Annotated in this window: 19 protein-coding genes; 10 read left to right on the forward strand and 9 right to left on the reverse strand. The window is 44.6% G+C overall.

Annotated elements, in window-relative coordinates; genetic code table 11:
• Nucleotides 1-33: 33 nt before the first annotated feature.
• Both LROSL1_RS01175 and LROSL1_RS01180 read left to right on the forward strand, forming a co-directional pair.
• Nucleotides 34-570 (forward strand): phenolic acid decarboxylase, encoded by a 537-nt coding sequence (locus LROSL1_RS01175; protein WP_178913442.1) that lies wholly within the window; start codon nucleotides 34-36, stop codon nucleotides 568-570.
• Between the two features lie 43 nt (nucleotides 571-613).
• Nucleotides 614-1,153, forward strand: a complete 540-nt coding sequence (locus LROSL1_RS01180; RefSeq protein ID WP_178913443.1) for a PadR family transcriptional regulator — start codon at nucleotides 614-616, stop codon at nucleotides 1,151-1,153.
• 173 nt (nucleotides 1,154-1,326) lie between these two features.
• Here the strand turns inward: LROSL1_RS01180 and LROSL1_RS01185 are convergent, their stop codons facing one another.
• Nucleotides 1,327-2,442 (reverse strand): TMEM175 family protein, encoded by a 1,116-nt coding sequence (locus LROSL1_RS01185; RefSeq protein ID WP_017260658.1) that lies wholly within the window; start codon nucleotides 2,440-2,442, stop codon nucleotides 1,327-1,329.
• Between the two features lie 146 nt (nucleotides 2,443-2,588).
• Here LROSL1_RS01185 and LROSL1_RS01190 point away from each other — a divergent pair, with 146 nt between their 5' ends.
• Nucleotides 2,589-3,983 (forward strand): FAD-binding oxidoreductase, encoded by a 1,395-nt coding sequence (locus LROSL1_RS01190; RefSeq protein WP_017260659.1) that lies wholly within the window; start codon nucleotides 2,589-2,591, stop codon nucleotides 3,981-3,983.
• 594 nt (nucleotides 3,984-4,577) lie between these two features.
• Here the strand turns inward: LROSL1_RS01190 and LROSL1_RS01195 are convergent.
• From LROSL1_RS01195 to LROSL1_RS01205, 3 genes are all read right to left on the reverse strand, one after another.
• Nucleotides 4,578-5,534: a DNA/RNA non-specific endonuclease gene (locus LROSL1_RS01195; protein ID WP_178913444.1), complete on the reverse strand. Its 957-nt coding sequence runs from the start codon at nucleotides 5,532-5,534 to the stop codon at nucleotides 4,578-4,580.
• 119 nt (nucleotides 5,535-5,653) lie between these two features.
• Nucleotides 5,654-8,368, reverse strand: a complete 2,715-nt coding sequence (locus LROSL1_RS01200; protein WP_178913445.1) for an HAD-IC family P-type ATPase — start codon at nucleotides 8,366-8,368, stop codon at nucleotides 5,654-5,656.
• Nucleotides 8,369-8,997: 629 nt separating this feature from the next.
• Nucleotides 8,998-9,564 carry a TetR/AcrR family transcriptional regulator gene (locus LROSL1_RS01205; protein WP_178913446.1) on the reverse strand — a complete coding sequence of 189 codons (567 nt, stop codon included), beginning with the start codon at nucleotides 9,562-9,564 and terminating at the stop codon, nucleotides 8,998-9,000.
• 107 nt (nucleotides 9,565-9,671) lie between these two features.
• Here LROSL1_RS01205 and LROSL1_RS01210 point away from each other — a divergent pair, with 107 nt between their 5' ends.
• From LROSL1_RS01210 to LROSL1_RS01230, 5 genes are all read left to right on the forward strand, one after another.
• Nucleotides 9,672-10,250 carry a YbhB/YbcL family Raf kinase inhibitor-like protein gene (locus tag LROSL1_RS01210; protein WP_178913447.1) on the forward strand — a complete coding sequence of 193 codons (579 nt, stop codon included), beginning with the start codon at nucleotides 9,672-9,674 and terminating at the stop codon, nucleotides 10,248-10,250.
• Nucleotides 10,251-10,265: 15 nt separating this feature from the next.
• Nucleotides 10,266-11,015: a sulfite exporter TauE/SafE family protein gene (locus tag LROSL1_RS01215; protein ID WP_178913448.1), complete on the forward strand. Its 750-nt coding sequence runs from the start codon at nucleotides 10,266-10,268 to the stop codon at nucleotides 11,013-11,015.
• A 187-nt stretch (nucleotides 11,016-11,202) separates the two neighbouring features.
• On the forward strand, nucleotides 11,203-12,573 hold the full coding sequence (locus LROSL1_RS01220) for an FAD-dependent oxidoreductase (RefSeq protein WP_178913449.1): 1,371 nt from the start codon (nucleotides 11,203-11,205) through the stop codon (nucleotides 12,571-12,573).
• 179 nt (nucleotides 12,574-12,752) lie between these two features.
• Complete coding sequence (locus tag LROSL1_RS01225) at nucleotides 12,753-13,682, forward strand: ABC transporter ATP-binding protein (protein WP_178913450.1); 930 nt, start codon at nucleotides 12,753-12,755, stop codon at nucleotides 13,680-13,682.
• Nucleotide 13,683: 1 nt separating this feature from the next.
• Nucleotides 13,684-14,448, forward strand: coding sequence for an ABC transporter permease (locus tag LROSL1_RS01230; RefSeq protein ID WP_178913451.1), 765 nt, complete (start codon nucleotides 13,684-13,686; stop codon nucleotides 14,446-14,448).
• On the opposite strand, the gene LROSL1_RS01235 is transcribed toward LROSL1_RS01230, so the two are convergent.
• The 4 genes from LROSL1_RS01235 to LROSL1_RS01250 all read right to left on the reverse strand — a co-directional run bounded on the left by LROSL1_RS01235 (nucleotide 14,429) and on the right by LROSL1_RS01250 (nucleotide 17,369).
• The gene (locus tag LROSL1_RS01235) at nucleotides 14,429-15,328 is read right to left on the reverse strand and encodes a sensor histidine kinase (protein ID WP_178913452.1); all 900 of its coding nucleotides are present in this window, start codon (nucleotides 15,326-15,328) and stop codon (nucleotides 14,429-14,431) included. The two genes, LROSL1_RS01230 and LROSL1_RS01235, sit on opposite strands and share 20 nt — an antisense overlap.
• 14 nt (nucleotides 15,329-15,342) lie before the next feature.
• On the reverse strand, nucleotides 15,343-16,005 hold the full coding sequence (locus LROSL1_RS01240; protein ID WP_017260669.1) for a response regulator transcription factor: 663 nt from the start codon (nucleotides 16,003-16,005) through the stop codon (nucleotides 15,343-15,345).
• Between the two features lie 86 nt (nucleotides 16,006-16,091).
• Nucleotides 16,092-16,559 carry a transcription elongation factor GreA gene (greA, locus tag LROSL1_RS01245; RefSeq protein WP_017260670.1) on the reverse strand — a complete coding sequence of 156 codons (468 nt, stop codon included), beginning with the start codon at nucleotides 16,557-16,559 and terminating at the stop codon, nucleotides 16,092-16,094.
• Nucleotides 16,560-16,619: 60 nt separating this feature from the next.
• Nucleotides 16,620-17,369, reverse strand: a complete 750-nt coding sequence (locus LROSL1_RS01250; protein ID WP_178913453.1) for a glycosyltransferase family 2 protein — start codon at nucleotides 17,367-17,369, stop codon at nucleotides 16,620-16,622.
• Between the two features lie 200 nt (nucleotides 17,370-17,569).
• Here LROSL1_RS01250 and LROSL1_RS01255 point away from each other — a divergent pair, with 200 nt between their 5' ends.
• Complete coding sequence (locus LROSL1_RS01255) at nucleotides 17,570-18,793, forward strand: MFS transporter (protein ID WP_178914902.1); 1,224 nt, start codon at nucleotides 17,570-17,572, stop codon at nucleotides 18,791-18,793.
• Between the two features lie 130 nt (nucleotides 18,794-18,923).
• Here LROSL1_RS01255 and LROSL1_RS01260 read toward each other — a convergent pair whose 3' ends face one another.
• The gene (locus LROSL1_RS01260) at nucleotides 18,924-19,844 is read right to left on the reverse strand and encodes a LysR family transcriptional regulator (protein WP_178913454.1); all 921 of its coding nucleotides are present in this window, start codon (nucleotides 19,842-19,844) and stop codon (nucleotides 18,924-18,926) included.
• 151 nt (nucleotides 19,845-19,995) lie between these two features.
• Here LROSL1_RS01260 and LROSL1_RS01265 point away from each other — a divergent pair, with 151 nt between their 5' ends.
• Nucleotides 19,996-20,886, forward strand: coding sequence for a shikimate dehydrogenase (locus LROSL1_RS01265; RefSeq protein WP_017260674.1), 891 nt, complete (start codon nucleotides 19,996-19,998; stop codon nucleotides 20,884-20,886).
• The last annotated feature ends 1 nt before the right edge of the window (nucleotide 20,887 follow it).

Below are 20,887 nucleotides of genomic sequence, written 5' to 3' on the forward strand. Positions count from 1 at the left end.
TTATCGACAATAATAAAAAAGAGGCAATTAATTATGACAAAAGAGTTTGTAACACTAGATGATTTCTTGGGCACCCACTTTATTTACACGTACGACAATGGCTGGGAGTACGAATGGTACGCTAAAAACGATCACACCGTTGATTATCGAATTCATGGTGGGATGGTCGCAGGCCGTTGGGTAAAGGATCAGCAGGCTGACATCGTGATGTTAGTGCCAGGCGTTTACAAAGTCACCTGGACGGAGCCAACCGGGACTGATGTGGCGTTGGACTTTATGCCAAATGATAATAAAATGCATGGGACGATTTTCTTCCCTAAGTGGGTTGAGGAACATCCAGAAATCACGGTGACCTTCCAAAATGAGCACATTGATTTGATGGAAGAATCACGTGAAAAGTACGAAACGTATCCTAAGTTGGTGGTGCCTGAATTTGCGTCCATCACATATGTAGGTGAAGCAGGTCAAAATAACGAATCTGTCATCAATGAAGCACCATACGATGGGATGACTGATGATATTCGCGCAGGCCGCTACTTTGACGACAACTACCAGCGCATTCGCAAGTAGTTTATAATGGCTTCAAGTAAACGATAGATTGTGAGCGTGTGTTATGCCGAAACCAAGAATTTTGCCAAACGTTATTTTGGGTTTATTAGATAATCATCCCAACATGTCCGGTCGTGACATCGAAAATGAATTCCAAACAGAAATTGGTGAATTTTGGCAGGCCTCTCATAGTCAAATTTACCCAGAATTAAAACGGATGTTGACGGATGGTTGGATCAAAATTGTCACTGAGCGCGTGGATGAGGATGCTAAGGTTATTCGCTATGACATCACAGCAGCCGGTCACGACCACCTATTGGCTTGGTTGCACGAACCAATTACAGCCGAAAATGATGCGTTGAGTTCATTGAAGCTCTACTTTATTCATGATCGTCACAGTCCAACATTGGCGAAAATATTGCGGACGCAGGTAGAATTGCACACGAAAAAGTTGAGCCATTTGCGACAACGACAGCAACAACTTTTTTCCAAGGATGCTCAGATTGATCGACAATATGGTCATTTTTTGATTTTGACCCGTGCCATTGAACGAGAAGAAAACAATGTCGATTGGCTACAACGAACACTAGCTGGGCTGAAGTAACTAATTTGGGCCTGAATCATGGCTGATTGTTAGAAACTAGATAGCATGTAGATAACTAAACAGCCTTTATGGGGAATGTTGGTCCTCATAAAGGCTGTTTGTTTTGTTTGAAAGCGTCAATGACAAGTACTTGGTTTTATAGCTGGCTAGTAACGCGGTCACTCAGAATACCTCTATTTCTGCTTACGAGCCTGCCGTTGAGCTTGTTTTTGAGCCTGCTTGCGTGCTTGCTGTGTTTGACGCTGCAAACGTGGATCCTTTTGACGCTGTTCTTTAAACCAAGATTCCCATTGCTGCTTTTGAATCTGGGTCAAACGGCCGCCTTGGCGTAGTTGTTCTTGTAGCTGGGGATCGTCACTTTGATCCAACCATTGCTGCCAATAGTTACGACGATGGGGGTTGGGACGAGGTGTTCTTGGTGCGCGAGTTGTCTGTTTAATATCGGTTGCTTTAGCTTGCGATGTCACCAGTGCTGATGCTTGCGAAGTCTGGGTCGAAGCAGGCTGACTGGTCGAACTATCTGCAGCCACATCAACTGGCAATGTTTGCGAGTTCACGTTTTGAGTATCGTCTTCAAGAACTGCTCCCTCTGCGTTTGCTTTCAACATAGCTGTGATTTTTTCTTGCTGTTCTCGGAAAGCTTTACGGTCAGCCGTGGAGAAATCAAGGAAGTCTTTTCGTTGATCCGGTGTTAATTGCTCAACATCGTACATTTCCTGACGATCACTGCTACTGCTCAGAAAGTTCCAGATTGGGTAGGCGAGAAAGAAAATGATGGCCCACGTGGGTTTAAAGTAGGCGAGAATGATGGCTGCAATACTAATTGCCATTTGAATTCGGTTATTAAAGCCGAATATTTTGATGTAGACCTGCGCCATATCTGACTTGTTGGTGTATTCAAAATGAATGATCGACTGGGTGAGAAAACGGAAGAGGACATTGACAACTGCGGATAAGACTCCGTAAGCCATCACGGTTACTCTGGTCGTATTAGTGGCCATCATGCTGGTGAACAATGGCATCAATGACAATGCCGCCAGAAACACGAAGTCCATAATTAGAATGCGATAGGTCATCGAATCAATTTCGTCAAACGCCGTGGCGTGCGAGTACCACATGTTAGCGACGTAGAAGAAACTGATAAAGTAGATGCCAATTTCCTTTGCTAATGATAAATAGGCAGATGGCGAATCTGTCACGACGCCGTGCAAATCAAGTACCATGATGGTGATAATAATGGCGATGATGGCATCACTGAATGCATCAAGCCGCACTTTAAGCTTATCCATAACTGCTCCTCGATAAGAATAGTTTAGTTTGATTGTACACGTTTATGCTGTTCACAAATCGATAAACACAAATGTTTGCCATTTGAGATGAAGAAATTTATGGTAATCGGTGTAAGTAACTAACAATTTGTAAGGAAGCGACTTAGATGGCAGTATTTAGTGCATATTCACAAGATGAAATCTTAGATGCTTTAAAGCAAGCAACACCACACGCTGACGTGTACACGGACGCAGATAGTCTGGCTAAACACAAGAATGACCCTAACGGCATCGGTGATGCGGATGGCGACTTATTAGCCTACGTTGAGGTGGGCGATACGGAAGACGTGAAGGGCGTTTTGAGCGTAGCCCGCCGGTTTCATATTCCGGTTATTCCACAAACAACGGCGACGAGCACGGTTTCTGGTTCTGATGCAGAAGCTGGCGCCATCATGTTGTCAACGATTCGTATGAATAAGATTTTGGACATCAGCCGTGAGGATTCAGTGGCAGTTGTCCAACCGGGTGTAATCAATCAAACATTGAACGATGAAGCCAATAAAGTTGGCATGTTTTATGCACCCGACCCTGGTTCACGGCCGATTTCTGCAATTGGTGGTAATGCTTCAACCAACGCTGGTGGGATGAGCACTGTTAAATATGGTGCCACCCGTGATTCTGTTTTGGGTTTGAAGGTTGTCTTAGCTGACGGCCGTGAACTCAAGTTAGGCGGTCGGACGTTTAAACAGGCGTTTGGCTATGACCTGACGCACCTATTCGTTGGTTCGGAAGGTACGCTGGGCATCATTACTGAAATCACAGTGAAGTTATTCCCAATTCCGCTTGGACACGCGGTGATGGGGTTGGCTTTCTTCGATAACATGACCAAACTGTCAGAGGCAGTGACGGAAGTGCGGGCATCTGGTGTTTATCCAGCAATGTTGGAGGCTTTGGATGCTAACACGGTTGCGGCTTTGGATAAGTATGAGGGCACGCGTTACGCTGACAATAGTGGTGCGATGCTGATTCTTCGTTTGGACGTTGGTGGCGACGAAGCGTTAAAGGTTACTGAAAAAGTGTTGAACGATCATGGCGCACAACACATTCATGTGACTTCCGACGACGCCGAGATGAAGGCCATCGAAAAGTTGCGGCAAGATATGTTACCAGCGGTCTTTGCCGGACACAATCACGTTATGGAAGATATGGCCGTGCCGATGTCTAAACTAGCACCAATGATGGATTACGTCAGCGAAGTAGCCGATCAACTTCACGTACAAATCTTTACCGCTGGCCATGCTGGTGATGGTAACGTTCACCCAAGTATCGTTTGGCCTAAGGAACAAACGGAGGTGCCGGACAATGTTATCAAGGCACTGCAACTGATGTTCCGCAAAGCCTTGGCACTCGGTGGGACGATTTCTGGTGAGCATGCGGTTGGTATGTTGAAGAACCAGTGGGTCAACGAAGAACTCGGCGATGATGTTGACATGGTTCAACACCAAATCAAGTCGTTGCTTGATCCGATGGGCATCCTGAATCCAAAACGGAAAATCAATTAAGCACACAGTTGCTACATCTTTGATGCGACTATAGAAAACGACCTACACAAGGTTTAGATCATTAACCCTGTGCAGGTCGTTTTTGGATTTGAATCTAGATTTCGCTGTCGCCTACGGTTGTCAACAGTGACACACTCGCCGTGGGACCGGTTCAAGCCCGAAGTTCACGGTCTTTCACCTCGCCGTGAAGCCTCCCAAAACGAGTCTTCACGACCGTCCGTAACCTAAATTCGGGAAACCACCGAATTAACGTTACCTTCACGGCGCGGTAACACTGTTGACGCCCTCCAGCTTGGATAGTCGCAAGTCTACTGTCCTGTCTCAGTTTGCATTGAACTAAGTATTTCAATTATGTGGGTGGAAACAGACTAGCTGTTTTATCATGTGCAATGTGAAAGGAACTGATGTGAAACAGAGTTCCGTGTCGGTAACACTTGGCGGCGAGAATTTGGCCGCGTAGTGTTACGGGACGACTTCTGAGACGGACTGTGGCTCAGAATCGAGGTGGAAAACCGCGGTTTGTGCGGGTTGAGACCGGTCCCAGGGAACGGCGTTTCAGGTCAGTGGAGCGGAGTCAAACATCAATGATGCATGCTAGCTCTGTGTCCAACTGCCATCGGCATAGTTGATGGTAGCACCGTTCTGAGCGTTAAATACGTAAACGTTAATATTTAGTGCTTGGCCGTTATCCGTTGTGCTGACTGCCTGAACATGAGTGCCGCGGGGAACGAGTTCGTTGCCTTGATATAGCGGCGTGACAACGTAGTAGACGGGGATGTTTGGCCGTTCTCTGACAAAGTCACGAATTGCGGTTTCGGCGTAAGCCATCCCACCGGCAGTGCTTTGGCTACGTCCGTTTGTACCAACGTTTTGGGCACGAGTGCCAGTCGTTAAGTTGTTGCGCTGCATGATGGCATTGCTACTGGTGTCGGGTCCGCCAAGATTACCAACTAACGACCACGCCAACGTGTGGGAACGGTTGTAGAAATAACCGCGATAACCGTTTAACTGAGCAATGCGATTGTTGCCTTCGTATCCCGTTGGATCAGCGCTTTCAGCAAAGGAAGGTCGCTTCATGGCGGCTGTGGCGCTGACACTGTTGTAAGTGACTAATGCCTGACCTGCTTGACTGCGCCCCAACGTGTCTGGCGAGTCAATCGTGTACCAGGCTTGTTCATGGTTGTGCTCTAAGGCATCATGAATTTGTAAACTGGTTAAGGTTGATTTGCCCAAACTGACGTAGTTTTCTGGATACTTATTCGCATCGAATTGTAGTGCCAGTAACTGACTGTCCGTAGCGTCACGGGGCACATCGGCGGTAGTCGGCGTCGTTTGTGTACTACTGCCTGAATTACTGCTGAACCAGTTTTCAGCTTGTTTGGTCCAGTGACGGTAATGACGGCGCATTGTGGTGACTTGGCGGGGGCCATGGGTAAAGGCCTTGACCTCGGTGTTATTAGTCGAAAAGAAGTAACCGAACACTAACACTGCAATGGTTGCCAAGGCGGTAATGAGCTTACGCTGCTTTAGTTTGAAATGTTTCTTTTTCATGATTCAATCCTTATTTTATTTGTTCTTGTCTGCCACCTAATAGTTTACTCGCATGGCAAACGAAAAGCAGTACTGTCAACAAAATTGACGGTACTGCCTCTTTTGTAAATTAAGTGTTGTTAGTTCATGCGTGGTTGTTTCCGTTTGTGCCACTGCATCCGAATAATCTTATCGGCTTCAGTAACAACTAACGTGACAAACCCGGCGACGATCGCCAATCCCCATTGACTCCAACTCATTGGACCAGTCTTGAAGATATCCTGCATAAACGGAATGTACGCTTGCGCGAGTTGCAGCAACATCAGTGCGGCAATGACGACAAACGCCATTTTGTTTGTCCAGAAGTTCTTTGAGAAGGCCAGATGTGGACTGCGAATGTTGAACAGGTAGAACACCTTGCCTAACACAATGACGTTAACGGTAATCGTGCTGGCAATGACTTGGCTGACGCCGTTATTGGTGAGCCAGTCAAACGCCCACAGTCCCATCGCCGCTATTAAGACGGACACATAGGCCATTTGGAACACGTCATGTTTGTTCATCAGGGTTGAACCAGTTTTCTGCGGTCGCCGCTGCATAATGCCTTGTTCTGCGGGTTCAAAAATGAACGCAAACTGAATTGTGACGGCTGAAACCATGTTGATCCAAAGCAATTGCGTTGGCACTAAAGGTAGTTTTTGTTGCATCAAAATACTGAACGCGACAATTAAACCTTCGGCGAAACTCGTTGGCAACAGGAAGGCGATGGTCTTCTTAATGTTGTCGTAAAGTCGCCGGCCTTCACGAATGGCCTTTGTCATCGTCGTAAAGTTATCGTCGACTAAAATCATATCTGCCGCATCCTTGGCTACATCGGTTCCCTTGATCCCCATCGCGACACCGATATCAGCGCGTTTCAAAGCGGGCGCATCGTTGACACCATCACCGGTCATCGCGGTAATCTTCCCGTTTTCCTGGTAGGCTTTGATAATGGCCAATTTGTTGCTTGGAGTTGTGCGGGCAAACACATCGTACCGATTGATGTTGGCACGGAGTTCGTCAGGTGACATGTCGTCTAACTCCGCGCCTGTGATGGTTTGGATGTTGTCTGCCAAACCTAGTTGACGACCAATGGCAGTTGCCGTGTCGGGATGGTCACCGGTGATCATTTTAACTTTGACCCCGGCTGTCCGCATTTCTTTTAACGCATCAATAACTTCTTCACGTGGCGGGTCAATAATCCCGACGATTCCGAGAAAGTCGACACCATCGCGCAAGGTTTCGTGTGTAACTTCGCTAACATCTTTGCCCACGAGTTTACGGCCCACTGCCACAACACGTTTGCCTTGAGTAGTTAAGTCGTGAATGACGTCGTTCCAGTGATCGACATTAAACGTTGGGTCCGCAGCCTGCGCCATTTCATAAAGCTTGTCAGGCGCGCCCTTTACGAACACTTCATGTTGACCGTCTTCACGGACGCTGAGGCGGGCGATGTAACGATAGTCAGAGTCAAACGGAATGCGATCCAGTTCCTCAAACGCAGGTTCGTCCATGCCGCAGCCTTTGTGGTATAGCGTGAGAAAGGCACCATCAGTCGGTTCGCCATTCAGGATCCACTGGCCATCTTCTTCTTGTAGCATGGTATCGTTGGCTTCGAAACCACTGATTAACAGTTCTTTCAAGACTGGGTCATCCTGAACGTTAACTGGTTGACCATTTGCCACAATTTGACCTTTAGGTTGATAGCCAGTTCCCGTAACTTGATACTGATGATCCTTAGTAATGATATCCTGAGCTGTCATTTCGTTCTTCGTTAACGTCCCAGTTTTATCCGTGGCGATAATGTCGACAGCACCTAGCGTTTCCACGGATGGCAATGTTTTAACGATTGCCTTATTGCGCGCCATCGTGTTCACGCCCATCGCGAGGATGACGGAAGTTGAAGCCGGCAACCCTTCAGGCAGGGAACCCACAATCATGGTGATGATTGCTAGCGCGAGGGTTGGCAACGCGTATAAGTGACGCGCCCAACCAAAGATAAACAGTGCAATGGCAACGGCGATGATGAAGTAGGAAATCCAGGTTCCCAAACGATCGAGTTCCTTCATCAATGGTGTTTTGGTTTGTTTAACATCCGTTACATCATCGGCAATTTGACCAAGTTCAGTGTCGTGTCCAGTTGCCGTGACGATACCAGTAGCACTCCCATTGGTCACGGCAGTACTGGCGTAGGCCATGTTTTCACGCTCAGCTAGCGGTGTTTTACTGTCTTTCAGTGGGTCAAAGTTCTTGAGCACAGAATCTGGTTCACCGGTCAAAGCCGATTCTTGAATCCGTAGATTATCAGAGTCGAGAATTCGCATGTCGGCAGGGACATTGTCACCCGCTTCCAGATAGACAATATCCCCAGTTACTAACTCGGTGGCCGGCACATCTGTCCGTGCACTGTCCCGAATAACAGTGGCTTCGGTAGACAACATCGACTTGATCTTATCAAGCGCGTTGCTGGCATTAACTTCCTGAAAGTAGCCAATCAAGGCATTAATGATAACTACCAGACCGATAACGACGGCGTCGGAATAGTGACGAATGAAAAGGGTAAAGGCAGCCGCAAATAGCAGAATGTAGATAATTACGTTGTTAAACTGACGCAGGAATATCAACCATTTTGGTGTGACATGAGCTGTCAGTTCATTTGGCCCATTCTTGGCCAGTCGATCAGCGGCAGTTGCGGCTGTTAGCCCCGTTTCGAGATCACTATGGAAGTGATCCAAAACCTCGGTTTCCGTTTGTACATAGACAGGACTAGGTTTGGGGTCAGGTGCATCAGGTGCGGTATTTGGGTTCTGTGACATTAAATGAAGACTCCTTCTGAATTGAGTTAGTTTTAGTGAGAAAAGTATATCATGTCAGCTTACCATCATTAAAGCAATATCGTTTCGAAATATAATGGCTAAAGAGTAAAACCTTATTGATGACTGTGGGTGATGATATGTCGCTTGCGGTTGTCAACAGTGACACGCTCACCGTGGGACCGATTCAAGCCCGAAGTTCACGGTCTTTCGCCTCGCCACAGAGCCTCGTGACCCGCGAGTCGCTGTGCCCGTCCGTGGTGTAAATTCGAGAAAATCATTCGAATTAACACCACCTTCACGGCTCGGTATCACTGTTGACGCCCTCCAGCTAATCTAGCAGTCAAGTTCACAAAAATATCCTTTCATCCCAGAATCTGGGCGGATGAAAGGATATTTCTGACAGAAGTGGAGCTGAATTGAAACAGAGTTCCGTGGTAACAACACTTAATGGCGTGGTTTTAGCCATTTAGTGTTGTAGGGCGAGCTTTGAAACCTGGTTTATGGGTTCAAAGTCGAGGTTGAAGACCCAGACTTTGGGGCTGATACCGGTCCCACGGAACGGCGTTTCAAGTCAGCGTAACGGGTACGATGTGGTACTTGCCGGCGCAACAGCATGTCCACACAGATATCTATTTTTGTGACTCATCGAACAGCCGCATCAGATTGTCGACAAAACTGTCATCGCGATCGATGGCAGGGTTCGTAAACCAGCCGACACTTTCGCTGACAACTTCACCGATGATCATGGCCCGGACACCACGGGAGATGGATAACTGTTGTACAGGATCGCTGATAAAATCGCCAATGTACTGCTGCATCATTTCAGATAAATGACGTGTTTCATTAAAAGCTGACAGGTGGTCGGGCAGTCCAGACGATCGCATCACCGCTAGTGATAGGTCCAAATTTTGGCGGCCATAGTTACGGATGGTGGTGGCCATTTTGATTAGCGCCTCTCGACCATTTAAATCGAAGCAGGCCGTTTGGACTTCATGATTCAGGGTGGCAAAAAAGTTCGTTGCCACACCAAGCAACAGGTCGTTATGGTTTTTGAAGTAGAAGTAAAGGGCCTGCGTTCGACAGTTAAGCGCCTTGGCGATGTTGCCAAAAGTAGCGGCATCAGCGCCGTCAGCTTTAATGAGATCTGTGGCTGTTTGAATGATTTTTTCAGCAGATAAATCGCGTTTTTGAACCATGAATTAATGACTCCTTCATAGAAAGTGGTTTGCTTATATTTACATTTTACAACATGTAAATTATACTTACAAAGTGTAAAATAAAAAAGAGATGTGAGTTTTGAACAATGAAATTACGATTTCCGTTTTCAGATAGGACAATTCCTGATCAGTATGGTGGCAATGCGATTGCTTCGGAAAAAATCGAAGGGGTGACCCCACAATCATTTCCGTTTGAGATTCATGACATTAATAATGCTACCAAGGTGGTGGCGTGGAAGTTGATTGACTACGATACGGTGGCCATGTTTGGTTTTCCGTGGACACATTGGGTGGTTGCCGATGTGCCCGTCGAAGGGCAGTCCTTAATTGTGCCGGCAGATTTTAGTCGCCACACGAACGTGCCTCAGGGTGAAAACAGTTTGCACTCTGTCATTCAGGATTTACGGGCACCGTGGTGGAAGTTGCGTGCTCAACATATATGGCTGGAACAACACTACGCCGGTCCACGGCCAAAATCGGGAACGCATCACTATCAATTGACCGTTTATGGGTTCGCTCAACCGTTGGGATTACAACAAAGTTTTTCTTTGGCTGATCTGATGGCGCATGTGAACGACGATGACATTACAGAAATGGCATTTCAAAACTTGCTATACACCAAGGCTTCGACCGACAAACAGAGCGAGGCTGATGAGGTTTTTTAGAGAGAAGGATAAAGCATGTTGTGGATTGAGTTAATTATTACTGGTTTTATTATTGGCACCCTGGTGATTTCGATGGGCGGTGGTGGCGCGGCTATTTATTTAGGCGTATTAACTGGCATCTTTCACTTGACGGCTGCTGTAGCGGCTGCAACTTCACTATTTACGGCTTTTCCGTCGTTGTGTGTCGGCGCCTACAGTCATTATCGCACGGGTAATGTAGAAGCTAAAGTTGGTAATCGAATGTTACTGGCAGCGTTGCCTGCGACTATCGTTGGTTCTTTGTTGTCACCGTTTATACCGACCAAAATCTATACCTGGGTGATCGCGATTATCTTGGTGTTACTCGGCGTCCAGATTATTGCACGTCAGTATTTGCCACACCGGAATAAAACAGCAAACGGTGGTACCAAACGGATTCAAGCGATTGCGTTTGGTATCTTAAGTGGCCTAATGGTTGGTGTTGCCGGGTTAAGTGGTGGCGGTCCAATCTTGGCTGGCCTATTGCTTATGGGATTGGATACCGTGCACGCCGCCGCGACCTCTTCATACGTGTTAGTCGGTACGACGCTGATCGGGCTGCTCTTTCACATGTCTAGTGGTCACGTGGATTGGTCCATTGGTTTCGGCCTCATGATTGGAGCAATCATTGGTGCAGCATTAGCTCCAATTATCATTAACCGGTTAAACAAACGGGTGTTAAACTTGGTTTTGCAGCCAATGATGGGCTTATTGCTAGTTATCATGGGCTTGAGGATGATTCTTTAATCCGTTTGTCTAAATAGCAGAAAAATAAATTGTAAAAAATTTAAATTGGCCGATAGCTTTGATGTTATCGGCTTTTTGCGTGTTTAAATTTGTGAGTGGGTCTTGCATCAAAAACGTGTAAGTTTTACAGTATGTGTGTTAGAAGAATTAGAATGATTCTAAAACATACGATGGAGGTTAACTATTTATGAGTAAAACAAAAATCGTTATTGTCGGTGCATCACACGGTGGTCACGAATCAGCAATTGAACTGTTGGATAAATATCGGGACGTGGATGTCACGATTTATGAAGCAGGTGATTTTGTCTCATTCATGTCATGCGGGATGGAATTATTCTTAGAGGACAAGGTAACTGCTCAAGAAGACGTCCGTAACTTTAAACCGGAAGATATCACCAGCAAGGGTGGCCACGTGTTCAATAATCACGAAGTTACAGCCATTAACGCAGATAAGAAAGAAGTCAGCGTGAAGGATGTTAAGTCTGGTCAGACTGAGCAAGTCGCTTATGACAAGCTGATTTTGAGCTCTGGTGTAACGCCAACGGTTTTGCCAGTTCCAGGTCACGATTTAGATGGCATCTACGCAATGCGTGGTTACGATTGGGCCAGCAAGATCAAGGCGGCCACTACGGATGATAGCATTAAGAACGTTGCCGTCATCGGTGCTGGATACATCGGAATTGAAGCTGCCGAAGTCTTTACTGAGGCTGGCAAGCACGTCACATTAATGGATATGATTGACCGCCCATTAGGCAACTATCTCAACGAAGATTTGACTGACGTTGTCACTAAAGAGTTGACTAGTAAGGGTGTTGAACTGGCCTTGTCTCAGTCGATTAAGTCGTTTGAAGGCGACAAGTCTGTTACTGGTGTAAAGACAGCTGACAAGACTTATCCAGCTGATCTCGTTATTTGTGCGGCAGGGGTTAAACCAAATACGGCTTGGCTGTCAGGTACAGTTAACTTAACAGACCGTGGCTTTATCGATGTTAACCCTTACTTACAAACGAATTTGCCCGATGTCTATGCCATTGGGGATGCGATCCTGCCATTGTCTATCCCAGCTGGTAAGCCAATGCCCATCGCATTAGCAACCACCGCTCGTCGAGAAGCTCAGTACGTAGTTGATCACATCTTTGAAGATACGCCTGCTGTACCATTCAAAGGAGTCGTTGGTGCGTCTGCATTAAGTGTATTTGATTATCACTTTGCCGCTGCTGGTTTGAACACCACTACTGCCGCTAAAGTTGATGTGCCAGTCGCAACCAGTGCTTACAAGGACACTTTACGGCCAGCTTATGTGCCAGAAAGTGCTGGTAACACAGATGTTTATACCAGTTTGACGTTTGATCCGCTGACTCATCAAATCCTTGGTGGCGCCGTTCTGTCCAAGTACGACATCACTGCTCAAGGCAACGTGATTGCTTTAGCTGTTGCGCATAAACTGACATTGGAAGATTTAGCTACTGCTGACTTCTTCTTCCAGCCTGGTTTTGACCGTCAATGGAGTTTGTTGAATCTAGCTGCTCAACATGCGCTGGGTCGGGCACGATTCTAGTAGTGGAAATGTTATAAGATAAAATGAAGGCCACCGAGATGAAAATTCTCAGTGGCCTTTTGCTGTACATATGAAATATGCTTTACTGAATAAAGCTGAATTAAGGGTTAATTAATGATTGGTTAAGAGTTGGTTTACGAATACCTATCATAATGGTTTATGTAGAGGGGGAAGAAAAAATGACTGAAGTAGCGCTTCAATTGAAACATGTTTCTAAACGGTTCGGTAAACACCAAGCACTGGATAATGTTGATTTAACGATTAATCGAGGAGATATCTACGGTCTTATTGGTGAAAATGGTGCCGGTAAAACAACCATTATGAGATTGATAACGGGATTATCACCGCTGCAAAAGGGGACTATCACCTTATTGGGCCAAGCATCTGGGCCAAAATACCGTGAAACACTCAGTCGTGTGGGAACCATTATCGAAGCTCCAGCGTTTTTTCCGCATTTGACGGTGGTGCAAAACCTGCGCTTGGTTGCTAAACAAAAAGGAATCGTTAATCCTGATGAAGTTGATGACACGATTAAACTGGTTGGGTTAAGCGAAAAGGAAAAATCCAAAGCACAAAAGCTGTCGTTAGGACAGCGCCAACGTTTAGGACTCGGTATTGCCTTGCTAGGTAAGCCGGATCTTTTAATCCTTGACGAACCGATTAACGGGCTTGATCCAGAAGGCATCATCGAGTTTAGACAGCTACTAAAGCAATTAAATCAGGCCAATCAAATGACGATTCTAATTTCTAGCCATATTTTAACGGAATTATATCAGGTGTCTACTAGATTTGGCTTCATTCATCGAGGCCGTTTGATCAAAGAAATTGATAAGGTCTCGATGGATCAAGCAAACCAATCCGGATTGATGGTTCATGTCGATAACGTTGATACAACCTCACAAGTGTTAGATCAGCTAAGGGTAGGTAAGTTTACTGTTATCGATGATGAACATGTAATGATTTATAACTTGGTTGCTGACGCGGGATTAATCAATCGTGAATTGCTTACGGCGGGTGTTCGTGTGTCGGAAATTGAACGGCGCGAGGGGTCCTTAGAAAGCTACTATACGCAATTAATTACTGACGCCAATAAACAGGAGGCTAACTAAAATGGGACGATTATTTAGAGCGGACACGTATAGATTAATGCGCACCAAAGGAATCTACTTGACGTTGTTAGCGATTATTTTGATGGGCATAAGCTCAGCCGTTAGCAAAAATGTTGGCGGTGTCGATGTTAATATGAATTTGATTGACACACTTCGTACTGGTAAATGGACTTTGATTCACGCAATGATGGCTGCCTCACTGTCTGTGAGTGTGGTGTTATTCCTACTGATTGTCGTGTTTGTGGTGACTGTTGGTTATGAATTTAGTCAAAAAACATACAAGAATACACTGACTTCAGGCGTCAGCCGACTCACCTTTGTTGTTGAAAAATTTGGGATTATGCTGCTGACAATTTTTATTATGATGCTGTCCTATTTTGTTACAGTGCTGATTGCTGGTTCAATTAAGGGTTATCCGGCTGGTGGATCGGCCGGGAAAGTGTTACAAACATTATTTACCAATACAGTGAGTGACGCAGTGGCAGTGGCAGTTGTTTTTGCCGTTGCAATGTTTGTTTTAGCGCTGTTTAAAAGCATTATTCTAGCGAGTGTGATGGTTCCAGCTTGGCCGATTGCGATTTCAATACTTGCGGCTGAGACAGGTTGGCACTGGTTGAAGTACGTTAACTTTTTCATAACCGTCAATGATTTTGCTGGAGGTTTTTTGAAATGGTCACAGATGGCACCGTACATAAGCGTCGGAATTGGCATCATTATTGCGGCATGGCTATTAACAATCGTGACGCTTAATCATCAAGAACTGTGATTGCGGGGTTGAAGACGACTGTCACACTAAAGCGGTTCTTCGTATGGTCATGGGCAACGGTAAATGTGCCACCAAGTTGCTCTAAAATTGATTTAGTAATACTTAACCCAAGACCGGTGCCGGTCTTGGGATTTTTTGTGTTGAAACGTTTGATGTCTTCGATGTTGAAAGAGTCACTCGTATCATTAACGAATGTGAGAACAAGATGCCCGTTTTCGTCAGTTTGCGCACTGATTGAAGCGACAGAATTCGCATATTTAGCCATGTTGCTGATGAGATTTTGTAAGGCACGGTTGAATAATGGCTTGTCAGTTAACAAGATTAGGTCTGGTTGAATTGTGAGCTTTGGTTCCAGTTGACGTTGCGTGAACATGTCATAAAAAGAAAGGATATTCGTTTGTAACAAGTCGGAGATGTTCAAACGTTCGGGCTTTAAGCTGATTCTTTTCTCGTTTAACAGACTAAAATCCATTAGCGTTTTGAGATAATCGCTAACGGTAGCTAAACTTGTCGCAACTTTGGCTAACTTATTTGCGTCAAGAGATGTAACTTCCTGTTGCAATAATTGAGTGTAGCCAGAGGCCACAGCGAGTGGTGTTTTGATATCGTGTGATAGATTAGTCATAACAGCGCGGATTTCTTGTTCATTGAGTACTTGTTGACGGGTTAGTAAATTTGTTTGATCTAAATTCACGTTGATTTCGTTTGCTAGGTTGGCTAATGCACGCGAATTAACTGGCAGTGTCACGTTTGCATTCGTGTGATGATGATTGATATAAGTCAGACTGTGGGTCATATGCTGGATACCAAGTGTTTGTCTAATTAGTAAATAAATTAACAGTAGGCAGAGCAATGTCATAATAACTAAAATAATAAGCATTACTTTATCCTCCTTTAATTAGATAAACGAATCCCAATACCCCAAACAGTTTCAATATATTCAGGCAATTCAGCAAAATTAATCTTCTTACGCAAATTACTGAGGTGAACGGCCAAAGTGTTTTCGGCACCGATATAAGGTTCGTTCCAAATAGTCTCGTAAATGTCTGCTTTACTGAATACTTGATGGGGATGTGCAATTAACAATTTTAGAATCGCGAACTCTTTGCCAGACAGCGTGATGTTGTGATTTGCGCGTGTAACTTCATAGGTGTCAGTGTTTAAGCTAATGTCTGCAAACGTATGAATAACGGGGCTAACTTCCGGCTGTCGCAGTTGGACTTCGATACGAGCTCGGAGTTCGTCGAGGTCAAATGGCTTGGTTACATAATCGTTGGCCCCAGATTGCAGTAACTTAACGGTTCGCTCCTTGTCCTGAACAGCGGTGAGCACGATTATTGGCACTAGGCTAAATTGACGGATCGTTTTCAGCACGCTGTCACCGCTGAGGATGGGTAACATCAAATCGAGCAAAATTACATCCGGCCCGAAATTCCGTGCAGTATTAATGCCAGCGGCGCCGTCTCGGACGTACTGAACATCGTAATGTGGCTGAAGTGCGGTCATTAGCAGATCATCCAGACTTTGATTGTCTTCAATAATAAGGACCTTTTTCATGAACAAACACCTTTCGAAAAATGATTACCTTCATTTTACCTGATTCTAAAACGAAAAAAGGCTTGCCAGTGTAGGCAAACCCTTAATTAACCCTTAATTTTCCTGATTGTAACCTGATAATCCCCATTTGGTGCCTTAACCGTGACGGTGTCGCCAACCTTATGATTGATCATGGCGTGTCCTAAGGGTGAATCAAACGAAATTTTGTTAGCATCTAAATCTGCTTCAAACTTACCAACAATCTGGAAAGTGTCAGTATCGTTTTCGTCCTCGAATTGCACATCGACATGCTTGCCAACCTCGATCTGATCTGTCGTTTCTGGTGTGACGACCTCCGCGTATTGTAGCAACTTGTTAAGATAACGCAAACGGCTTTCTAGGTGACGCAAATCACGTTTGGCGGCGCTGTACTCAGCGTTCTCCGATAGGTCGCCTAATGCGCGGGCCTCCTGCAACTGTTTGATGCGGTTGGGACGGTCCAACTCCAAACGGGTGATTTCCTGTTCAATTTGGTGATAGCCAGCTGGTGTCATTGAATTCGCGGTTAACTGCATGCGAAAAACTTCCTTTGGTGTGATTATTCCCCACAATTATAAGCCAGTGGGCAGTCATCGTCATCCTGCATGCAGGTTTTCTCGCAGCTGATCAATGTGCGCGTCTACTTCCATCTCACCGCGCCGCATAGCCATTGAGGCTGTGTGAATAGTGCTCCCTGGTCGACTTACTTTGTTATAGACGAGAGTTGGATTAAATAGAAAACGCTGTGCACCAGCTTCGTAATCAGCGGTAAATAACAGATCCTCAGCCAATTTTAAATGGGTATCAAAACGCAGCATAAGTCGATTGATAACACTAACTCGGAATGCTTTATTCCAAGTGTAGCCACCAATTTGGGTACCGTGTTCTGTAGCTTCGGATAACATGTCGTCTTGACTAATTTCGTGCCATCCGGTGATACCGGAAACGGCTCCGCGAGCATAGCCACCCCAACGATAGCCGACAGTTACAAGGTCGACACCGGGTTGGCTCATACCATCTATGAAGGTTTGCAGATAGTTTGGTTCACATAGATCATCACCATCAATAAAGCAGATCACAGGTGCGCTCGCATGGTCAATGCCATAGTTGCGGGCGGCTGAGACACCGCTGTGCTCTGGCAAATGCGCGGCAATAAACCGAGAATCATTTTGCGCCCATTTTTCGATAACACTATTTGAACCATCTGTTGAATGGTCATCAACCATAATGACTTCGAAATCGCTTAATGTCTGGCGCGCTAAACTGTCCAAACAGGGATCCAGATAATTACCAAGATTATAAACAGTCACAACGGCAGTAATGGCTGGTTGTTTTTGTTCGCTCATGATTTAACCTCCCTCAAGGAAATATTCACTTGGTTTGATGATACTTGGAAACAAAGGAAAAGGGGGAGAATCATACTTGGCTTGCTTCTCAAAGGATTGTTATTTCATGAGTGGCATACTAAAATGGCATTATGTGAAAACGCTTACATGTATACTTTGTTACTCAATTCAAATCCAACAAGGTATAGGTGCAGTTAATGATGAAGGACAGTATACGTGTTAAAACGACGCTAAGTCTGTATCTGAACTATCTGGTTCACGGGATGGCTATTGTTATCTTGGCTCAAAATATGACGGCCCTAGGTCATCAATGGAAAGTTCCAGATGCCGGTGTAGCCATGGTCATTTCTTCACTAGGCATCGGCAGACTGCTAGTGTTGTATATTTCTGGTTTTCTTTCTGACCGTATTGGACGTAAATTTTTTGTCCAGCTAGGCATTTTAACGTACATTCCCTTTTTTATTGGCATTATATTTAGTACCACAACAACCCAGGCTTATTTTTGGGGGATTTTGGCAGGAATGGCAAATTCATTTTTAGATTCCGGCACATATCCTGCCCTAATGGAATTTTTTCCTAAATCTCAAGCGACGGCCAACATTCTAATTAAGGCGTTCGCATCCATCGGCGAACTCATTTTACCGTTACTAGTTGCTGGGTTGGAACAAGATCAATTATGGTATGGATGGTCGTTTGTTATTTGTGCTGTAATTCTGAGCATTAATTTTATTTATCTATCTTTCCGTGAGTTTCCACAAATGACGACAGGTGATGACAAATTACCACAGGCCAAGTATGTGGCCAGTAACGTTGAGTCAGCCCATCATTCTAAGCCGAGTACTAAACGAATTATGTTGGGCGTCATTCTAACTTTGTTTGGCTACGTCTCCATGGCAACTTTCTATTTAATCAGCCAGTGGTTAACCAAATATGGTGAAGTGGTTAGTCATTTGGGAATGGTTCATGCACGGTTTTTAGTCAGCCTGTATAGTATTGGTTCAATAATTGGCGTGCTTCTCATGGCAGTTATTGTAGATCGTGTTGTTAGTTCATTATGGGTGATGATAGGTGATACTGTTGTTTCATTGGTTGTACTTGTGTTAATGGCATCCGTTCCGCAAGAATTGGTAATGAATGCTTGCTCTTTTATCATTGGAGTTTCTGCAGCAGGTGGTGTTATGCAAATTGGACTAACAGTAATGAGTGACATGTTTCCTGCCGCTAAGGGTACTGTAACGGGCATATATTATACTGCTAGCGGGCTTGCGTCATTCACGATTCCGTTGGTTACAGGAATCATTTCTAAAAGTAGTATTCATGGCATTATGTGGTTTGATGTCCTGATTGCTATAATTGGTGTGGCCTGCACGGTAAGTGTTGCAATATTCAGCCGACAGTTAAATATTGAATATAAAGTCCAATGAAAATGAATAAGAATTCAACTAATTAATCTTTATACAAAGTGACCGTGTTCTCAAAATTTGAGAGAGCGGTCATTTTAATTCGGATTTTGAACCAGAGAAAATACGTTTTAACACAAGTTTTGGTAATTAATCATTCATAGCCGTTTATGTCGGAAGCACAGTATCGCATTAAAAATTCTTTAAAGCGGGTGACTGAAGGTGCCATGAATTGATTGATTTTTGTGACCAGATATAACTGGTGTGCTACATAATTATCAGTCAGATGGATTAACTTAACGTGTTCTTGTTTTAGTTGAGGCAAATTCGGTACGAGTGCGATGCCAAAACCATGTTCAACGAATGAAACGATAGTGTAATCTTCTTCGACTTCATATTTTATTTTGGGCTCAATTCCGGAATGTTCCAAAATTTTATCGAGTAATGGTCGAAGCCCGCTACTTTGAGAATAAGCGATTAGCGAATATTTAGCGATATCACTAACAAAGACATTCTTTTTATGTGTCAGAGGATGGTGAATAGGGACTGCCAAAACGATTTCCTGCTTTACTAATGGTGTAAAAAGGAATTCTTTATTGGCGTCAGTGTCACCGAGTTTTTGAATGCGAGATGCTAAAACGAGATCTAGTTTGTCCTGACGTAAATCTTGTAATAGCTGATAGGAATTGCCTTGAGTAAGTGAGAAAGAGATATGAGCATTGGTATCCGAATGTTGAAAGGCGTTAATCGCCGAGGGTACCAATCCTTGACCAAGTGTATATGTGAACCCTAAATCAATATGGCCCGTATTTGCATCCATAAGCTGTTGAATTAACGTTTCACCTTGAGACAATTTGGCAAGACCGGCGTCTACGTAGGTTAGATAAGTTTTCCCAAAACGCGTGAGCCTAATGTTTCGTCCTTCGTGTTCAAACAGCGGAACACCTAATTCCTTTTCCAATCCACTGATGGCGTAACTTAAAGATGGCTGTGAAATTCCAAGGTGCTCAGCAGCAATAGCCATATGTTGAGTTCTGGCAAGTTCTTGAAAGAAAAGCAAGTGACGTAAATTCATGGGATCACCTCTTAGATGAATGATAGAAGAATTCTATTAATCGAACAAGATAACATTATTTATTTGTATGTTTGTAACCGCTAACATAACTAGTGAATTGAGTAACAAAGAAACCCAAATACTTAGGAACAAGAAAATAGGAGTGATTGAAATGACTGAACGTATTGATGGACACACAATTTTAATTGGCTTGATGGCTTATCCGATTCGTCACTCGATGTCGCCAACTATGCATAATAATGCTTTTGCAAAGTTAGGATTAAACTATGCATATTTGGCTTTTGAAGTCGACAACGACTCTCTACCGAGTGCCATTCAGTCGATTCGAACGTTGGATATGCGTGGTTCCAATATTTCAATGCCTAATAAGCAAAAGGTCATTCCATTGTTAGATAAATTGGATCCTGCCGCTGAGATGGTTGGTGCCGTTAACACAATTGTTAACGATCACGGAACATTAACTGGTTACACCACCGATGGTACAGGATTTATGCAATCATTGAAAGATGAAGGATTAGACATTCGTGGTCAGAAGATGACTTTGGCTGGCGCTGGGGGTGCAGGAACTGCTGTGGCAATTCAGGCTGCACTAGACGGTGTAAAAGAAATGTCGATTTTTAACATTCACGATGAATTCTGGGACAATGCTAAACGCAACGTGGACATTATTAATGAAAAGACTGATTGCAAGGCCACACTCCACTCTATTGAAGATAAAGATGACTTTAAGAAAGAAATTCAGGACGCAGCGATTTACTGTGATGCAACTGGTGTGGGGATGAAGCCTCTTGAAAATGAAACGTTGGTCACTGACCCAAACTGGTTCCGTAAAGATATGATTGTTTTTGATACTGTTTACGCACCGCGAACGACGAAATTGATGCAAGTAGCTGAACAAGCCGGTGTTGAGCATGTGTTTAACGGATTAGGAATGATGTTAGAACAAGGTGCAGAAGCCTTTAAACTATGGACGGGTGAAAGCATGCCCGTTGACTATATTCGCGACCTTCTCTTCAATGACGATAAAGTGGCTAGTAAATAGC

This window comes from Furfurilactobacillus rossiae (assembly GCF_013394005.1).
Taxonomy (GTDB): Bacteria; Bacillota; Bacilli; order Lactobacillales; family Lactobacillaceae; genus Furfurilactobacillus; species Furfurilactobacillus rossiae.